An 18,150-nucleotide genomic window follows, 5' to 3' on the forward strand; every position below is an offset into this window, starting at 1 on the left:
GATTCGAACCTGCGGCCTCCTGCTCCCAAAGCAGGCGCGATAACCGGGCTACGCTACACCCCGAGTAATAATTATTATTTTTAGTCTTTTCCGTTCCAAATCACTTTAAAAAAGCAGCCGGGAAGCGGAGGAAATTTACCCCGATTTTTCCATTGAAAAAGAGAATAAAAAACCACAGACTAAAAATCTTGCGGAGAGACCGGGATTCGAACCCGGGCATCCAAGAAGGATGACAGCTTAGCAGGCTGCTGCATTACCACTCTGCCACCTCTCCGTTGTTATAAGAACGTCGCAACTAATTTTGCGGTTGCAAATGTAACTTTTACTTATAAACCTTCCAAACCTTTTATTTCTTTTTTCGGTTTAATTCCGGATAAAAATAAGGCTTTAATATTTAAAATACTTGGCTTCAGCAATCTAAGCCGGTACATTTTTTTAAACGGTTTTCTCAGATTGGATTAGTTTGTAAATATTATCTAGAATCCGACTGTGTTTTCTTACAAAAGGATTTGAATTATCCCATACATATCCCGCCAGTACCGCACAAATCTGTTCCTTGATCTGCTCATTTGGATATGGATGAAAGAATATTTCCTGTAGCTTACCGGAGTACCATTCTTTTACGTAGGTAGAGAATACATTTACTCCTTTATTGATATAAGCAGAATATTCCTGTTCCCAGTCCACTTTCTCTCCATTAAGTTCCCTGTAGGCAAGTTTTGCTGCGAGAAGTCCGGATTCGGTAGCAAAAGCAACACCTGAAGAAAATACAGGATCCAGGAATTCTGCAGAATTGCCTGTAAGTGCAAAACCCTTACCATGAATATAATTCACATTTCTGGAAATATTCTGAAGTTTTACCGGCTCAAAACGGAATTCATAATTATCAAACCTCCCTTTATAGTAATTGGTTTCCTGTAGCATTTTTCGGAATAACACCTCATTTGTTCCTTTGAATCTATCAAACCACTCATTTGGCCCAACAAATCCAATACTGGAGGTTCCATTGGAAAAGGGAATGTACCAGAACCAGGTTTCAGTGTTCAAAACTTCAAAACTTATCTGCTCACCTTCTTTTCCTAAAGGTCTGTCTGTTTCTTCTATATGAGTGAATATTGAAGAATGATCATAGATCTTTGGTGGAGCTTCAAGTTCAAGTTTACGGGCCAGAACCCTTCCATTTCCACTGGAATCAATTATGAAACGAGTAAAGAACTGTGATTCATATCCCGAACGGTCAATAGCCGTGATTTTCCAGATTCCATTTTGGTACTCTAGAGATTTAACTTCAGTTTCAAACTGTATGTTAACTCCTTTTGAAGAGATTTCATCAGCCAGGACTTTATCAAAATCTGCTCTGGGCACCTGCCAGGTCCAATCCCAGCCATTTCCAAATTTTTTACTGAAATCAAAATCTGCAACGTCCTTTCCTCTAATAAAGCGGGCGCCGAATTTCTTTTGGAAGCCTTCCTTTTTTATTGCTGGTAATAACCCTGCTTCTTCAAAATTTTCCATACACCGGGGAATAAGGCTTTCACCAATGCTAAACCTTGGGAACTTCTGTTTTTCCAGAACGAGAAGGGAAGCGTTCTGTTTTTGTAAATATCCGGCAGCGACCATTCCAGATGGTCCGGCTCCAATGATGATTATATCTTTAATTTCCTTTTTCATAGATCAGAAAGAGTGCGATAGACAAACTTAAAGAGAATGTATGAAATGATGCGAAATATTTCTTGAAGAAAAAGAAAACCCCGGCATAAACCGGGGAGTTCCTGAGATATAAGCAAAAATTAATAGACAAACATTATGCTTATGAGTAGTGTAAAAAGGATTATGCTAAAATAGGCCGAGAGATCCCGGTTAAAAGATCTGTCTCTCAGCTTTTTCATGAACTCCCTTTCCTGTTTATTGCTCATGACCAGTATTGTTTGAATATTAAATCTGTGATTAAAGTTAAAGAGTCTCCGTTAAAATCACAGTGTATAATGCAAGCCTAACCTTTTAATAAAATAGGAGTTAATATGTTAAACTTAGTTTTAAATAGAATTAAAACTTGAAACCGATTCTATAAATTAATTTCCTACCCCAGGCTCAAATCTATTTGAAACCTACCTCTTAAACATAGATGTTTTGTATTTATTATACTACATTTGTTAAAAGCTTTAACAGCTATCCCAAACCTAAAACTACTAGCAGAAAAGGTATATGCTGAATCTAGAAAATGCACTGGAACTTGTCGATTTTTACAGAGTTCTTTTTGATAATGAGCAAATTGACCTCGATAAAAAAACATTAAAACGACTTGATGAAAGTTTCAGTTTCCTGAAAGATTTTTCTCAAAATAAGATAATTTACGGTGTAAATACCGGTTTTGGACCTATGGCTCAGTATAAAATAGAGAATGGCGACAGGGTCAATCTTCAGTTAAACCTTATTAGAAGTCATGCTACGGGTGCCGGGGAAATCATGGAGCCGCTTTATGTAAAGGCTTTGATGCTGGCTCGTTTAAACACTCTTTGCCTTGGGAAATCGGGAATTCATTCTTCTGTTGCAAGAACTATGATCGATATGATCAATAAGAATGTCACCCCACTTATTTTTGAACACGGTGGGGTAGGCGCTTCAGGGGATCTTGTTCAGCTGGCTCATCTTGCCCTTGTTTTGATAGGAGAGGGAGAGGTTTTTTATAAAGGAAAAAGAAGACCCACAAAAGATGTTTTCGATGAGCTGAATATTAAACCGGCTCAGATCAAAATTCGTGAAGGACTGGCGTTGATGAATGGAACCTCGGCGATGACGGGGATAGGCATTGTTAATGTCATCTACTCCAAAAGACTGCTGGGATGGGTAATATTCTGCAGTTCGGTGATCAATGAGATCGTGGAGGCTTATGATGACCATCTTTCGGAAGAACTAAATTCATCCAAACTTCATCCAGGCCAGCAGCGAATTGCAAAACATATGCGGAGGCATCTGGCCGATTCTCAGCTTACAAGGGACCGGAATGAACATCTTTACACTAATGGAGCTGATAAGAACACTTTTTTCAAGGAAAAGGTTCAGGAATACTATAGCTTAAGATGTGTTCCCCAGATTCTGGGTCCGGTTTCCGATACGATAGATAACTCAAGAAAGATTCTCATTGAGGAAGTAAATTCGGCGAATGATAATCCCATTATTGATGTTGAAACGGAACATGTATATCATGGCGGGAATTTTCACGGTGACTATGTTTCCCTGGAAATGGATAAATTAAGATTGGTGATCACCAAGACCGCTATGCTTGCTGAAAGACAGTTGAATTATCTTCTCAATTCCAAACTAAACGATATTTTACCTCCATTTGTAAATCTTGGCAAATTAGGTCTGAATTTCGGAATGCAGGGTGCACAATTTACCGCGGTCTCCACCACGGCAGAAAACCAGATGCTCTCAAATTCAATGTACGTTCATAGTATCCCGAACAATAACGATAATCAGGATATTGTGAGCATGGGAGCCAATTCGGCTAATATTACCCGGAAGGTGATTGATAACAGTTTTGAGGTACTCTCTACCGAACTGGCCACCATTATTCAGGCCCTTTATTATTTGGATTTTGATAAGAAACTGTCTTCGGCAACCAAATCAAAACTTGAGATTCTGAGATCTATCATTCCTCCAATTAAAGATGACAGGCCATTATATACAGAGATCTCAAAACTGAAGGATTATTTAAGAAATAACGAAGCCTATTAATATGAAATATGCACTGGTAACCGGAGGGTCAAGAGGGATTGGGAAAGCCATTTGTATTCGCATTGCTTCCGATCTTAAATATAATATACTCCTGAATTATCATTCTAATACCGGGGCCGCTCAAGAAACCAAATCAGAAATAGAGAAAATGGGGCTTAAATGCGATATCCTGAGATTTGATGTAGCCGATCATGATTCAACTCAAAATTCAATTGAAGACTGGAAAAAAGAAAACCCGGAGGCTAAAATAGAAGTGCTTGTAAATAATGCAGGCATTACTAAAGACGGACTATTTATCTGGACCAATCAGGAAGCATGGGACTCAGTTATCAATACCAGTCTCAACGGATTTTATAACGTGACCCAGGCTGTTTTAAAGGATATGCTAAGGAGCAGGTTTGGAAGAATCATCAATATAGTGTCGCTCTCCGGGCTAAAAGGAAACCCGGGGCAGGTAAATTATTCGGCTGCGAAGGGAGCCATGATCTCGGCTACCAAGGCTCTCGCTCAGGAAATTGGTAAACGTAAGGTGACGGTGAATGCCGTAGCTCCCGGATTTATTAAATCAGATATGACCAGCGATTTTAATGAAGATGAGCTTAAAAAACTTATTCCTCTTAACCGGTTTGGAGAGCCAGAGGAAGTGGCTAATCTGGTAAGCTTTCTGGCTTCGGAAAAGTCCGCTTATATTACGGGGGAAGTAATAAATATTAACGGAGGTTTATATTCATAGATCCATGGCAACCTGGAAAGGAAAATCTCGGGGTACGCTTTTAGGCTTCAAAATCTATGTGCAGATAATTAAGAAAACCGGTCTGTATTCGGCTTATTTCGTACTTCTTTTTGTTGCAGCCTATTTTATCTTTTTTTCTTTTACTTCTACTAAAAGCACCTACTATCTATTCAGAAAAAGACTTGGCTATTCACCAATAAATTCGGCGTTGCATGTATACCGGAGCTATTTTACTTTTGGCCGTATTCAACTGGACCGTATTGCCATTACCAGTGGTTTGAAACATAAATTCACTTTCGAGTTTGATGGAATTGAACATATTAACGCTCTTTTGAAGCAGAAAAAAGGAGGGATATTACTCACAGCTCATATTGGGAATTTTAATCTTGCCAAGCATTTCTTTGAAGAAAAACATTCTGAAGCCACCGTTAATCTTGTGGTTACAGATTTTGAACACAGGCAGATCAGGAATTATCTGGAGTCGGTCACCGGAAAGTCGGAAGTCAGGATCATAGTTTTGAAAGAAGACCTCAGTCACGTCTTTAAGATGAAGGAAGCCCTGGCTAATAACGAATTACTTGTTTTTGCGGCAGACAGATATTTAAAACATTCCAAAACCTATAAGGCTGAATTTCTGGGAGAAACGGTTAATTTTCCACAGGGGCCGTTTAAACTTGCAGCAAGAAATAAAATTCCTGTCTTATTTGTACATTTAATGCGTGAAAAGAATTTTCACTATCATTTTTATGCCAGGCCATATATTCCAAAAGAATTTAAAGCCAGTGAAATCTTAAAGGCTTATTTGGAAGACCTGGAGAAAATGGTGAAAAAATATCCTCATCAGTGGTATAATTATTATGACTACTGGAATGATTTCAGTTAATTATGGCAGAAAACCTTTTGCATCACCCTATAACCGCCCTTGAAGAGATCATAAAATTAATTCCTCAGAAAGAACCCTTTGTTTTTGTAGATACTCTTTTTGAATACACTGCTTTGACTGGGATTACAGGTTTTACGGTGCCGGAAGAAAATGTTCTGCTGGATGAGAACAGACTTTCTGAAAGTGGATTAATAGAACATATGGCACAGAGTATGTCACTGCACAGGGGTTACCAGGGATCTCTTAACGGACAAACAAAACCCAAGACCGGTTTTATCGGGCTTATCAAAACAGTGGAGATATTTGATTGCCCTGAAGTAGGAGAGAAGTTAAAGACCTATGTTGAGATTCTTCATGAGATCATGAACGTGACTTCTGTATCTGCTAGAACCGAAAATGAGATGGGAAAGGTGATCGCCACTTCCGAAATGAAAACCGTTACGGTAGAATGAATGAAAGTGCATTGAAGAGTATCATAAAATTGAAAGTTCGCTTTCATGAATGTGATCCTTTACAGATCGTCTGGCATGGGAATTACCTCAAATATTTTGAAGAAGGCCGGGAAGATTTCGGTAAAAAACATAATATTTCTTACCTGCACGCAATAGAGAAAGGCTTCTCAACACCTATAGTTAAATCTGTTTGTGAACATAAACTTCCTCTTAAGTATGGAGATGAGTTTGAAGTGGAGACCTCTTTTGTGAATTCTGCAGCTGCAAAGATCATTTTTCAGTATAAAATATTCTCTTCGGGGAAACTTATCTGTACCGGTGAAACAACTCAGGTCTTTACCGATAAAAATTCAGAATTAGTGCTTAACAATCCGCCGTTTTTCTTAGATTGGAAATCGAAAATGGGCTTGATTTAAATGAAAAGGAATTACCTGCTAAGTGATTCGATTATTTCTCCGTTGGGTTTTGGAACTGATGCAAACCTGAAGGCGATTCGTAGTGGTGGATCGGCTTTGAAATTCCATACTAATTCACGATTCCTTAAAGACGGTTTTTATGCAGGTCTGATCCCTGAAAAAGCTATAGATGAACATTTTAGTGATATTGGTGCTCCGGCTATGTTTACCAAGCTTGAAAAACTGATGATCCTTGCCGTTCAGCAGATTCTGGATCAAAATCCGGGGCTTGAAATGCAAGATACAGGGCTTATAATTTCTACCACCAAAGGAAGTATTGACCAGTTAGGAAAAGATGAGTTTCCGGAAGACAGGCTTTTCCTGTGGAAACTGGCAGAAGTTATAGCAGATTTCTTCCAAATTAAAAAGAAACCCGTGGTGGTTTCTAATGCCTGTATTTCGGGTGCACTCGCCGTTAAGACCGCAAACGATTTGATAACAGCCGGAAGGTTTTTAAATGCTATTGTGGTTGCTGGAGATCTAGTGTCAGACTTTGTGCTTTCAGGCTTTCAGTCATTTCAGGCTATAAGTGAAAAACCATGCAGGCCTTTCTCCAGTGACCGGACGGGGATCAGTCTTGGAGAAGCATCTGCAGCAATATTAATTGGCCCGGAGGCTGGTAAAAATGAGGATAGAATTTCATATATCGATGCCTGTACAGCCAATGATGCGAACCATATTTCAGGACCAAGCAGAACAGGGGAGGGGCTTTATTTAAGTATATCCAGGCTGCTTGCGGCTAATAATATCGAACCTGAAGAAATAGATTATTTGTCCGCTCACGGTACCGCTACAGAATTCAATGATGAGATGGAGGCTATTGCTTTTAATCGCGCCGGACTGGAGAAGGTTCCCGTGAACAGTTTCAAAGGATATTACGGGCATACTTTAGGCGCATCTGCTTTAATAGAGACCATTCTCACAAAACACAGTCTGCTGGAAAATGAACTTTTTACTTCGCTGAATTTCTCAGAGGTGGGGGTTTCTATACCCTTGAATATTATTAAGGAAAATCGTAATAAGAAACTAAGTCTCGCATTAAAAACGGCTTCCGGTTTTGGCGGGTGTAACCTGGCCATGTTATTAAAAAAGGAAGTATATGAGTAAGAACCTATTCATAAAGGATTCGGTGATCATACGGAATGGAAAGCTACTCAGGAACGGGAAAGTCGTCGTGCAAAACTATCCCGATCAAAAGCTTTCATCATTTCTGAAGGAAATTTATAAAGATCAGGAACTTAAGTATCCCAAATTCTTTAAAATGGACAAGCTATCCAAACTGGGGTATCTGGCAAGCGAGATCTTGTTCCAGAATATAGAACCTGATCCTGAAACTGCTCTTGTATTTTCCAACGCTGCTTCCAGTCTTGAAACTGATAATGCCTATGCAGAAACCATGAATGATTTCCCGTCTCCTTCAGTTTTTGTTTATACCTTGCCAAATATTATGCTTGGGGAAATAAGCATTAGATTTCAGCTTAGATCCGAGAATATATTCCTGGTTAGTGAAGACTTCGACCCAGGTCTTTTTATAGACTATTCCAAAACATTATTTCAACAGGAAAAAGCCAGGGAAATTGTTTGTGGCTGGGTTGACTTGCACAATAGCGATTATGATGTATTTTTGTGCCATATTGGCCCTGAGGGACGATACGATTTTAATGAAGAAGAGCTAAAGAAATTATACTTACCTACACATGAGTGACCTGCATACTGAATTAAAAAAAAGCATTATTGAACAGTTAAACCTTGAAGATATGGAGGTTAGCGAAATAGATAATGACGAACCTCTTTTTGGGGATGGTCTGGGGCTGGACAGTATCGATGCCCTTGAACTTATAGTGCTGCTGGAAAAGGACTACGGAATTAAACTTTCAGATCCCCAGCAGGGAAAGGAAGTCTTTAATTCTATAAATACAATGGCTGATTTTATCGAGAAAAACCGGACCAGGTAATTTATGAAAGGTGTTGCCGTCACCGGAGTGGGGATTATATCCTCTATTGGGAAAGACCTGGAAGAAACCAGGCATTCCCTGCTTAAAGGTAAAAGCGGCATAGGTTTTCCTCAGAATTTGAAGACCAGGCATAACAACTTACCCGTAGGGGAGATAGCGTTATCGAACTCCGAATTAAATGCTCTCCTAAAATTAAATCCGAAATCTGCGTATACCAGGGCTACCATGCTAGGTATTTATGCAGTAAATCAGTTGCTGGATAATACAGATCTGAAGAATTTTTCTTCAGATACCGGTATCATTTCGGGAACCAGTGTTGGCGGGATCGATATGACAGAGCGTTATTTTAAGGACTTTGAAAAGGATCCGGAAAAGCGCAAATTCATCCAGGCTCAGCATCCCGGATTCTCAACTGAAATGATTGCGGAGTATTTTGGGTTGAAGAATTTTGTTTCTACAATAAGTACGGCCTGTTCTTCTTCTGCCAATGCGATTATGATGGGAGCCAGGATGATTGAGTCGGGAAAGCTGAAACGCGTGATCGTTGGCGGTAGTGACTGCCTCACTAAATTCACCCTGAACGGTTTTAATTCACTAATGATACTTTCTGGAAATGAGTGCAGGCCTTTTGATGAAAACCGGAACGGGCTTAACCTGGGCGAGGCCGCGGCCTTTATTCTGCTTGAAGCTGATGATTGTATAGGTGGCAAAGAAGTATTAGGCAGGCTTACCGGTTACGGGAATGCCAATGATGCCTTTCACCAGACGGCATCTTCAGAAAATGGGGAAGGAGCCTTTCTGGCAATTTCAAAAGCTCTGAAAAAAGCTGGTATTTCAGGAAACGAGGTTGATTATATAAACGCTCACGGAACCGGAACTAAGAATAATGACCTTTCTGAGAGTATTGCTTTCAGGCGTGTTTTTGGTGATGAAATTCCCGCGTTCAGTTCCACTAAATCATTCACAGGCCATACGCTGGGAGCAGCAGGAGCAGCTGAAGCAGTGTTTAGTTTACTTTGCATAAGGGAACAGGAAATTTTTCCCAATCTGAATTTCAGTACCGCGATGAAAGAAACCGGACTGAACCCGGTTACTGAGGTTCAAAAAGTGAAGATAGATACCGTCCTTTCCAATTCATTCGGATTTGGAGGAAATTGTACTTCCTTAATTTTTCAGAAAGATGAGTAGGATTTACATAAATGGCATAGCATCTATTTCTCCTCAGTCCGAAGACATTTTCGAAACTGAGCCTTTAAAGGAATACCAGGATAATATAATCCCGGCATTAAACCAGGATTATAAATCCATGATCAATCCCATGCTGCTCAGAAGAATGTCCGCGGCGGTAAAAATGGGTTTATTTAGTTCAAAGAAGGCCCTCCTGGATGCAAAAATTGATATTCCCGATTCGATTCTGGTAGGAACAGGACAGGGATGCCTGAAGGATACCGAAAATTTCATGGTTAGCATGCTAAATTCGGAGGAAGGGCTTTTAAGACCCACCTCCTTTATTCAATCCACTCATAATACGGTAGGAGGTCAGATCGCTCTTGACCTTAAGTGCACCGGATATAATATGACCTATACACAGAACTCAGCTTCTTTTGAGAGTGCACTATTGGATAGTATCCTGCAGTTTAAATCTGAAACTGAAATTCAGAATGTTTTGGTAGGAGGCGTAGATGAGACTTCTCCTGCGTTCACAGGTTTCCAGAAACTCGACGGACAGTTGAAGCAGGAACCGGTTAGAAATACTGATCTGTTAGCATCGAAAACTTCCGGAAGTATTTTTTCAGAGACCTCTTCTTTCTTTATTCTTGGTTCAGAAGAATCTGAAAATTCCTATGCAGAATTAGTGGATGTTGAAATCATTAACTCCACAGAAGTTCAGAATATTGGTAAGAGAACCGAACAATTTCTTCAGACTAATAATCTTAGTTCCTCAGATATTGATGTTGTGATCCTGGGTAATAATGGGGATTCCAGATATGACTCTTATTACCACGAGTTACGGGAGAAGCTTTTTGCTGGTAAAGTACAGTTGGCCTTCAAGCATCTGGTTGGTGAAAATAATTCGGTTTCAGCTTATGCTTTCTGGCTTGCTTCTAAAATTATGAAAGAAAAGAGAATCCCCGATTTTATTAAACTGAATGACTTAAATTGCAAAGAACCCCGAAAGATCCTGATCTATAATCAGTATCTGGGAAAGAATCATGGACTAATTCTTTTAAAAAACCTTGACCTATAAAGCTGTCAATATACTTTTCGTAAGCCTTTTACTCCTTTTGCTTGGCTTTTATTTTATGATGGGATGGCCCTTTTGGCCCTTACCGTTACTAGTGGTTATATATATAACATTCATACTTATAGTTTCCACCAACGTACAATTCAACTTTTTTGTTAAGGCCTATAACCGAAACCCTGATTTTCCTGAAAATGCGGTTGCGTTAAGTTTTGATGACGGTCCTGATGAGAATACCCTTAAGATCCTTGATGTTCTTGATAAACATGATGCAAAAGCAGTGTTTTTCTGTATCGGGAAAAAGATCAAGGAACACCCTCAGATTTTCCGGGAGATTCTGAAGCGTGGACATATTGTAGGGAATCATACTTATTCTCATACACGACGAATGGGCTTTCTGAGCAGTAAGACCATAGAAAATGAAATTACTGAATGTGATAATATTGCTACACAAATTGGTGGTGTGAAAATGAATCTTTTTCGGCCTCCTTTCGGGATAATTAACCCTAAGACCAAAAGGGCTTTACAAAAAACAGGGCATAAGGTGATTGGCTGGAATATCAGGCCCTATGATGCTATTACCAGTTCACCTGAAGTCATTATAAATCGAATTACAAAAAGGCTCCATAAAGGTGATCTTATCCTCTTACATGATAATATGGATAAAACTTATATTATCTTGGAACAGTTATTGGTATTTCTAAGGCAGCGTGATTTCGCTGTTGTAAGACTTGATAAATTATTTAGAATCAATGCGTATACTTAAGATCTGTATATTTTTCCTTAGCCTTAATATGGTAGCTCAAAAGGGTGTTTTAAACAATGCTGAGGAAGATGCCTTTAAAACCAGGGTGATCGAAAAAGCAAATGGTATAAACAGCTTCTCGGCTGAATTTATGCAGACCAAGCACATGAAGGTGATGGATGAAAACCCGGAAAGTCAGGGAAAAGTTTATTACAAGTCTCCAGATCTTCTAAAATGGGAGTATCTCAGGCCTTATGATTACCAGATCCTTTTTAAAGACTCCAAACTCTATATCATGGAAGACGGACAGTTGTCAGAAGTGGATTTGTCTTCAAATAAACTTTTTGAAAAAATGGGAGAACTGGTTGCCGGCAGTGTGAATGGCAAAATTCTGCAGGCAGATAAAGACTTTACTATTACTTATCATAGAGACAATCAGAATATCAAAGCAAGGATAATCCCGAAGGATCAAGGCCTTAGTGGAATGTTCAGTGAGATATGGGTCAATTTTAATTCAGATCATCTCATTAATTCGGTGCGGTTAATAGACCCTTCAGGTGATTATACCGAGATCTTCATGAAAAACATTAAAATTAATCAGTCCATACCTCCTTCTGTTTTTCAAAACTAATTATCTTGTCCTTTAAAGCGATAGAATGATTTTAAAGGAATTTTACGAGGTTTTACAGACGGAGCATAAAGAAGACCTTTACCATACTACTCTCAGGGTAAATAAAGATCACGAGATCTATAAAGGGCATTTCCCTGGAAGACCTGTAACCCCGGGAGTTGTTCTAATGCAATTGTTCAAGGAGGAAGCAGAACGGATTTATGAAAATTCACTTCAGTTGGCCCGGGCAGACAATGTGAAATTCACCGCTGTTTTTGATCCTACTGAAAATGAGGAACTGATTCTGGAATCCCAGCTTGAAAAAAACGGGGACTTTATTAAACTTAAAGGAATAGCTAAGAATCATAAGGGTATAGTTTTGAAGATCAACTCCCTTTATAAGCGCCTTTAATTCTCATTCTATAAACTATGTTCCTCCCCGAATAAATAATACTTTTGCAATAAACATTCCCAGGGTGAAAAAAGAACCGGTTTTTCAACCAAGATTCGAAAAGCTTAACTGCTGTGTTATTGTACCTACTTACAATAATGCACATTCTCTTGCGTCTTTTCTTGAAGACCTGAAACTTTATACCCGGAATCTAATTATTATAAATGACGGGTCAACCGATGCTACGGCGAAGATCCTGAATAAACATTCAGAATTACATCGTAAGGCTCATTCTGAAAATAAAGGTAAAGGCATTGCTCTTAAAACCGGATTTGCCTTTGCCGAAGAACTGGGATACGATTATGCGATCACAATAGATTCTGACGGGCAGCATTATCCCGATGATCTTGATGTTTTTCTAACGGAACTGGAGAAACGTAAAGAACATGATCCTGAACTGCTTCTTGTTGGTGACCGGAACATGGGAAGAGACGGTATTCCTGGAAAAAGCAGTACCGGAAACAGGTTTTCCAATTTCTGGTTTTTAGTGGTGACAGGAATCGAGTTACACGATACGCAAAGCGGGTACAGATTATATCCTGTAAAACTTATTAATTCACTTAAGCTCATTACCTGGAAGTTCGAACTGGAGATCGAGGTGCTGGTAAAAGCAGCCTGGCAAAAAGTAGAAGTAAAGAATATTCCCATCAAGGTCTTTTATGAGGAAGGCGAAAGAGTAACTCACTTCAGGCCTTTCTGGGATATCGTTCGCATTGTTCTTCTTTATATGTGGTTTGTATTGGTGAGTTTCTTTTATATACATCCAAGAAATAAATATCAGGATTTTAAGAATAAAGGTTTCCGGAGGTTCTGGAAGGAAGATATAGTTAAAAGTCAGGAGCCGCCTCATAAAAAGGCAGCAGCCATTGCCTTGGGCATATTTGTAGGAATTTCACCCTTCTGGGGGATACATACGTTACTGGTCTTTACTCTGGCAGCGGTTTTCCGGTTAAATAAGGTTGTAGCCTTCTTATTCTCTAATATAAGTATACCGCCTTTAATCCCTGTGATTATATATGCCAGTTACCAGGCGGGTTCTCTTATTTCAGGGAAAGGTTTTGACTGGGATTTGGAACTTCAGAAATTTGAAACCGGAACCGATATTTTTATGGGCCTCTGGCAATATATTATGGGAAGTTTCGCTCTGGCAATTGTGACGGCCTTTAGTCTGTGGATTGTATTTTATTTTTTATTTTCGGTCTTTAATCAAAAGCAGGTGGTGAAACCTTAATGCACAAAGCTTTTCTCAATATTCATAACTTTCTGAAAAACCGTAAGATCCTCGGTTTTTCAATACTGTTCATTTACATTTTCATAACCTCACTTATTGCCTGGAATATTGAGCTTAAAGAAGATATTACCAAGCTGATTCCCTCTGGGGAAAAGCAGAATGTATTAAAGAAAGTGCTAAGGGTAACGGACCTTTCCGATAAACTGATTATCAGTATATCTGCTGAAACCGATGCAACCTCTCCAGATACTCTGGTTGCCTACGCCAACAGACTTACGAAAAGGATAGAAAGTGAATTACCTGAATATGTTTCTGAAATTAAGGGAAAAGTGCCTGAAAAGGATATCCGGCAGGTATACAATTTTGTTCATGATAATCTTCCGGTATTTCTTCAGGAACAGGATTACGAAAAAATATCTAACCGGTTATATCCAGACAGCATACGCAGAAGACTCGATTCAGGATACAGGCAGCTCATGTCTCCAACCGGTTTTGTAACCAAGGATTACTTTCTTGCTGATCCTCTGGGTTTTACAAATCTAGGGCTTTCTAAACTTCAGGAATTACAGGTAGGGGATAATTTCGGTATCTATAAAAATTACCTGATCACAAAAGACAGAAAAAATATAATTCTATTCCTGGATTCGGCCTTACCATCTTCAGAAACCAATAGGAATCAGGATTTTATAATTGCCCTAGAAGAAATAACCGGTAGCCTGAATAGTGAATATAAAGAAGTTGAAGCCAGTTATTTTGGAGGTATGTTGTATTCACTGGCAAATGCCAACAGGATTAAGAAAGATATCAGGCTCACTATTGGTATTGCGGTTGTATTACTTCTTATTTTACTGATATCCTTTTATCGTAAGATCTATGTTCCGGTTCTTCTTTTTATCCCAGGTATACTGGCGGGAATTTCAGCTATTGCGGTACTAAGTATAACGAAAAGCAATGTGTCTTCAATTTCTTTAGGGATAGGAGCCATACTTTTAGGGATCACACTGGATTATGCCCTTCATATCCTCACCCATTTTAGAAATAACCGGGATATCACTCGGCTTTACAGGGAAATTACCAGGCCTATCCTTACGAGCAGTACTACCACTGCAGTGGCATTTCTCTGTCTCATTTTTTTACAAAGTGAAGCTCTTAATGACCTGGGAATCTTTGCCTCCATAAGCGTTTTGCTTTCTTCGGTTTTTGCACTGATTCTTATTCCTCTGTTCTATAAACCTGAAGTGGAGACCAATAAGAACAGGACGTTTTTAGATAAAATAGCTTCTGTTGATTATTCGAGAATAAGACCTTTGGTTATAACAGTAATTTTGCTGTTTGTTATCTCTCTTTTCTTCTTTAACCGGGTTGAATTCAATAATGACCTTTCAAAACTTAATTACGAACCTCCCGGCCTCAGGGAAACTGAGAATAGGGTAGAAGCTCTGGCCGGAAGGGCTGGAAAGACCATCTATATGGTAGCCTATGGGAACTCCATTGATGAGGCTCTCCAGGAAAATAACCGTCTGTACCAGCGTTTACAGGAGTTCGAGAATGAAGGCAGAATTCAAAGTTTCAGCAGTATAGGAGGAGTGGTTTTATCTACTTCCACCCAGAACGATAGAATTGGGAACTGGGATTCGTTCTGGACACCTGAAAGAACCGATAGCCTTAAGCAAAATATTACTACAATTTCAGCGGAATATGGATTCAGGGCCGAAACGTTTGATCGCTTTTATGATCAGCTTAAAGAAGACTTTTCTAATATTGATCTCGCAGATTATAAAAATGCCGGTGGATTATATCTCAATGATTTCATTTCTGAAGGAGAAAATATTGCTACGGTGACCAGTACAGTGAGTCTTGAAGAAGATAAGAGCGCTGAATTCATTTCCAATTTCGAAGATGAAGAAGGTATTTTTGCCCTGGACCGGAGAGCGATGAATCAGAATTTCCTCGGAAGCCTGAAAGAAGATTTCAATATGCTTATAATGATTTCGGTTATTGCGGTATTTGTAATTCTTCTTATTTCCTACCGTAACCTTGAAATTAGTCTTTTTACGCTACTCCCAATTGCCATCACCTGGATCTGTGCGCTTGGCCTGATGGCAATGCTGGATATTGAATTCAATATTCTGAATATCATTATATCCACATTCATCTTTGGACTCGGTTTGGATTACAGTATTTTTATAACCAATTCCTGCCTTAATGAATATGAGACCGGAAGATCAGATCTTAAAACTTATCAAACATCCATACTTATTTCGGTGATCACTACTTTACTGGGAATGGGCGCTTTGATATTTGCTCAGCATCCGGCACTTAGATCGGTTTCCGTGGTATCAATTATTGGAGTTGTAACAGCAGTTATTGTCAGCTTTGTGATCCAACGGGCAATTTTCAGAAAGCTGATATTAAAAAGGGCAAAAGAAGGAAAACCTCCTTTTCATTTTGGTCAGTTAGCCGATTTCGGAGGAAGGTTAAGCCAATCAGAAAGTGAAAAGCTATACCGGAAACGTGCGATATTGAGCAACTACCGTTATAAATCTGTTTTTCCTAAAGTAAAACAGAAATTCAGAAATATACGGGAAAAAAATCTTCGGATAAGCCGGTACATAGAGGATGGGGAAAGTATTTCCATTGTAAATTCCGATTATGGAGTTATTCCTTTATTCCTTTCCTATAAGTTTGAAAATGCCAGGATCCATGCTTATGAGAATAAGGAGTACCGTTTCAGGGTCTCCAGTAGTATTCCGCGCTCAAATTCGGCAGAGATCTTTTTCTATTCCAGCATAATTGAATTGCCTGCAAGTAAGGTTTTCATTATAAACGGCAGCTTTCAGGAAACCGATGTTCTCGTGGATCTGATAAAGAGGGAAGCTGAAAAGGTGATCTTTATAGATTCAGATTTCCCCAATCGCTGGCTGTTGGATATGAATTTTGAGATAGTGTACCGCCAGAACAATATTCTTGTATTTCGTAAAACTGATTAAATGAGTTTCCGTGGCATTGGCATATTATTGATCATTCCCACTCTGCTTTTTTCCTGTGGGGTAAAAAGATCTTTGGAGCAAAGGCCTGATATCAGTGGAATTGAGAAAATAGACAGTACACGAATTAAACATAGCGAAACTCATTTTAGCCTGGGGAATAATCAGCTTTATAAAAATGAGTATGGAATCTGGGAACTTTATATTGAAGGCGATGCCCTGGAAAGAGGAATAGCCAACGGCAGTCTCACCCGGGAGCTTATCAACCATCAGGAAGTGGCTTTTATGAATAAATTGCAGGCAATGGTCCCTTCTGAGAATTATCGTGAGTTTTTAAAGAAAGTGGTTTCCTGGTTCAACAGAAAAATGTACAAGCATGTTCCCGGGGAATATCAGCAGGAAATCTATGGGGTATCCCGGTTCGCATCTAAAAGTTATGATGATTTTGCTCCGGCTTATGTCAGGATGCTCTACCTTCATGGAGCACACGACATCGGGCATGCGCTGCAGGACTTAATGCTGGTAGGTTGTACCTCGTTTGCCGCCTGGGATCAAAAGACTCAAGGCGGCGAATTATTACTGGGTCGCAATTTTGATTTTTACGCGGGTGATGAATTCGGAAAGCAGAAGATCATGGCATTCGTAAAGCCTGATACGGGACATAAATTTATGATGTATACCTGGGGCGGAATGATTGGCGTAGTAAGCGGAATGAACGAGAAAGGAATAACGGTGACGATCAATGCAGGAAAATCGAAAATGCCTTTTGTGGCTAAAACTCCAATAAGCCTGGTAGCAAGGGAGATCCTGCAATATGCCGGCAGTACGTCCGAGGCGATCGAGATTGCCAGAAAAAGAGAGGTATTTGTTTCAGAAGCCATTATGGTGGGTAGTGCAGAGGAAAGAAAGGCGATCCTTATTGAAGTTTCTCCCTCTAATTTCGGGGTTTATGAGGTGCAAAATTCCAGTGAACTGGTTTGCAGCAATCATTTCCAGAGTGAAGCTTACGCAGATGATAATAAGAATTTAAAAGCCATAGAGGAAAGCCATTCAAAATACCGTTACGACCGGATGAAAGAACTGCTTTCCAATACGGAAAATCTAAACCCTGAAAAGGCGGTTGATATTTTAAGGAATAGAAGAGGTATAAATGACGTCGCCCTTGGCTATGGAAATGAAAAAGCCATCAATCAGTTACTTGCACATCATGGAGTTGTTTTTAAGCCTGAAAAAAGGATAATGTGGGTTTCGGCGAATCCCTATCAAATGGGGGTGTTCGTGGCTTATGATCTTGAAGAGGCCTTTTCAGAATTTCAGAAGGGGAACTTAACGGCTTCAGTTTCAAAACCAGAAAAGAATATTCCGGAAAGTAATTTCATTCATACAAAAGCTTTTAGGGATTATGAAGCCTACAGGAAGCTGGAGAATCAGGTTAAAACAAGTTTATCTGAAGATATTCCTGTGACAATAGACCAAGCCCAAAAACTGGTTAAGCTTAATCCTGATTTCTGGGAAGCCTGGTATCTGGCAGGATTGATCTACTATGAAAATAAGGATTATAAGAATGCAGTTATCCGTTTCAAACAGGCAGTTAGGAGAGAAGTTACTACAAAACCTGATGAGGAAAAGATCGCTGAAATGATCAAAAAAAGCTATCGAAAATTATAA

General features: G+C 39.3%; 17 protein-coding genes and 1 tRNA gene. 16 read left to right on the forward strand and 2 right to left on the reverse strand.

The features are described from left to right. Positions 1–191: 191 nt before the first annotated feature. Positions 192–274: transfer RNA gene (locus tag LU635_RS11630), tRNA-Ser, on the reverse strand. Between the two features lie 161 nt (positions 275–435). Further along, positions 436–1,671, reverse strand: a complete 1,236-nt coding sequence (locus LU635_RS11635; protein WP_240099398.1) for an NAD(P)/FAD-dependent oxidoreductase — start codon at positions 1,669–1,671, stop codon at positions 436–438. 534 nt (positions 1,672–2,205) lie between these two features. Here LU635_RS11635 and flxA point away from each other — a divergent pair. From flxA to LU635_RS11715, 16 genes are all read left to right on the forward strand, one after another. Next, on the forward strand, positions 2,206–3,738 hold the full coding sequence (flxA, locus tag LU635_RS11640; protein WP_240099400.1) for a flexirubin biosynthesis tyrosine ammonia-lyase FlxA: 1,533 nt from the start codon (positions 2,206–2,208) through the stop codon (positions 3,736–3,738). 1 nt (position 3,739) lies between these two features. Then, the gene (gene flxB, locus LU635_RS11645) at positions 3,740–4,471 is read left to right on the forward strand and encodes a flexirubin biosynthesis SDR family reductase FlxB (RefSeq protein WP_240099402.1); all 732 of its coding nucleotides are present in this window, start codon (positions 3,740–3,742) and stop codon (positions 4,469–4,471) included. Positions 4,472–4,475: 4 nt separating this feature from the next. Then, positions 4,476–5,354, forward strand: a complete 879-nt coding sequence (locus LU635_RS11650; RefSeq protein WP_240099404.1) for an LpxL/LpxP family acyltransferase — start codon at positions 4,476–4,478, stop codon at positions 5,352–5,354. A 2-nt stretch (positions 5,355–5,356) separates the two neighbouring features. Beyond that, positions 5,357–5,806 (forward strand): hotdog family protein, encoded by a 450-nt coding sequence (locus LU635_RS11655; RefSeq protein ID WP_240099406.1) that lies wholly within the window; start codon positions 5,357–5,359, stop codon positions 5,804–5,806. Next, positions 5,803–6,222, forward strand: a complete 420-nt coding sequence (locus LU635_RS11660) for an acyl-CoA thioesterase (RefSeq protein WP_240099408.1) — start codon at positions 5,803–5,805, stop codon at positions 6,220–6,222. The genes LU635_RS11655 and LU635_RS11660 overlap by 4 nt, the downstream gene beginning before the upstream one ends. Further along, entirely contained in the window at positions 6,223–7,368 is a 1,146-nt protein-coding gene (locus LU635_RS11665; protein ID WP_240099411.1) for a beta-ketoacyl synthase N-terminal-like domain-containing protein, read from the forward strand. After that, on the forward strand, positions 7,361–7,966 hold the full coding sequence (locus tag LU635_RS11670) for a 3-oxoacyl-ACP synthase (protein ID WP_240099413.1): 606 nt from the start codon (positions 7,361–7,363) through the stop codon (positions 7,964–7,966). The genes LU635_RS11665 and LU635_RS11670 overlap by 8 nt, the downstream gene beginning before the upstream one ends. Continuing rightward, entirely contained in the window at positions 7,959–8,216 is a 258-nt protein-coding gene (locus tag LU635_RS11675; protein WP_240099415.1) for a phosphopantetheine-binding protein, read from the forward strand. Before LU635_RS11670 ends, LU635_RS11675 begins: the two co-directional genes overlap by 8 nt. A gap of 3 nt (positions 8,217–8,219) precedes the next feature. After that, positions 8,220–9,404, forward strand: a complete 1,185-nt coding sequence (locus tag LU635_RS11680; RefSeq protein WP_240099417.1) for a beta-ketoacyl-[acyl-carrier-protein] synthase family protein — start codon at positions 8,220–8,222, stop codon at positions 9,402–9,404. After that, on the forward strand, positions 9,397–10,464 hold the full coding sequence (locus LU635_RS11685) for a beta-ketoacyl synthase N-terminal-like domain-containing protein (RefSeq protein ID WP_240099419.1): 1,068 nt from the start codon (positions 9,397–9,399) through the stop codon (positions 10,462–10,464). Before LU635_RS11680 ends, LU635_RS11685 begins: the two co-directional genes overlap by 8 nt. Further along, entirely contained in the window at positions 10,454–11,224 is a 771-nt protein-coding gene (locus LU635_RS11690; protein WP_240099421.1) for a polysaccharide deacetylase family protein, read from the forward strand. Before LU635_RS11685 ends, LU635_RS11690 begins: the two co-directional genes overlap by 11 nt. Beyond that, a complete protein-coding gene (gene lolA2, locus LU635_RS11695) occupies positions 11,211–11,834 on the forward strand; it encodes a flexirubin biosynthesis/transport protein LolA2 (protein WP_240099423.1) in 624 nt (207 codons plus the stop codon). The genes LU635_RS11690 and lolA2 overlap by 14 nt, the downstream gene beginning before the upstream one ends. A gap of 25 nt (positions 11,835–11,859) precedes the next feature. Then, the gene (locus tag LU635_RS11700) at positions 11,860–12,225 is read left to right on the forward strand and encodes an ApeI family dehydratase (protein ID WP_240099425.1); all 366 of its coding nucleotides are present in this window, start codon (positions 11,860–11,862) and stop codon (positions 12,223–12,225) included. Between the two features lie 64 nt (positions 12,226–12,289). Continuing rightward, positions 12,290–13,495, forward strand: a complete 1,206-nt coding sequence (locus LU635_RS11705; RefSeq protein WP_240099428.1) for a DUF2062 domain-containing protein — start codon at positions 12,290–12,292, stop codon at positions 13,493–13,495. After that, positions 13,495–16,485, forward strand: a complete 2,991-nt coding sequence (locus tag LU635_RS11710; RefSeq protein ID WP_240099430.1) for an MMPL family transporter — start codon at positions 13,495–13,497, stop codon at positions 16,483–16,485. The genes LU635_RS11705 and LU635_RS11710 overlap by 1 nt, the downstream gene beginning before the upstream one ends. After that, complete coding sequence (locus LU635_RS11715) at positions 16,486–18,150, forward strand: C45 family autoproteolytic acyltransferase/hydrolase (RefSeq protein ID WP_240099432.1); 1,665 nt, start codon at positions 16,486–16,488, stop codon at positions 18,148–18,150. It abuts the gene before it with no gap.

This window comes from Christiangramia crocea, assembly GCF_022410465.1.
GTDB classification, from domain to species: domain Bacteria; phylum Bacteroidota; class Bacteroidia; order Flavobacteriales; family Flavobacteriaceae; genus Christiangramia; species Christiangramia crocea.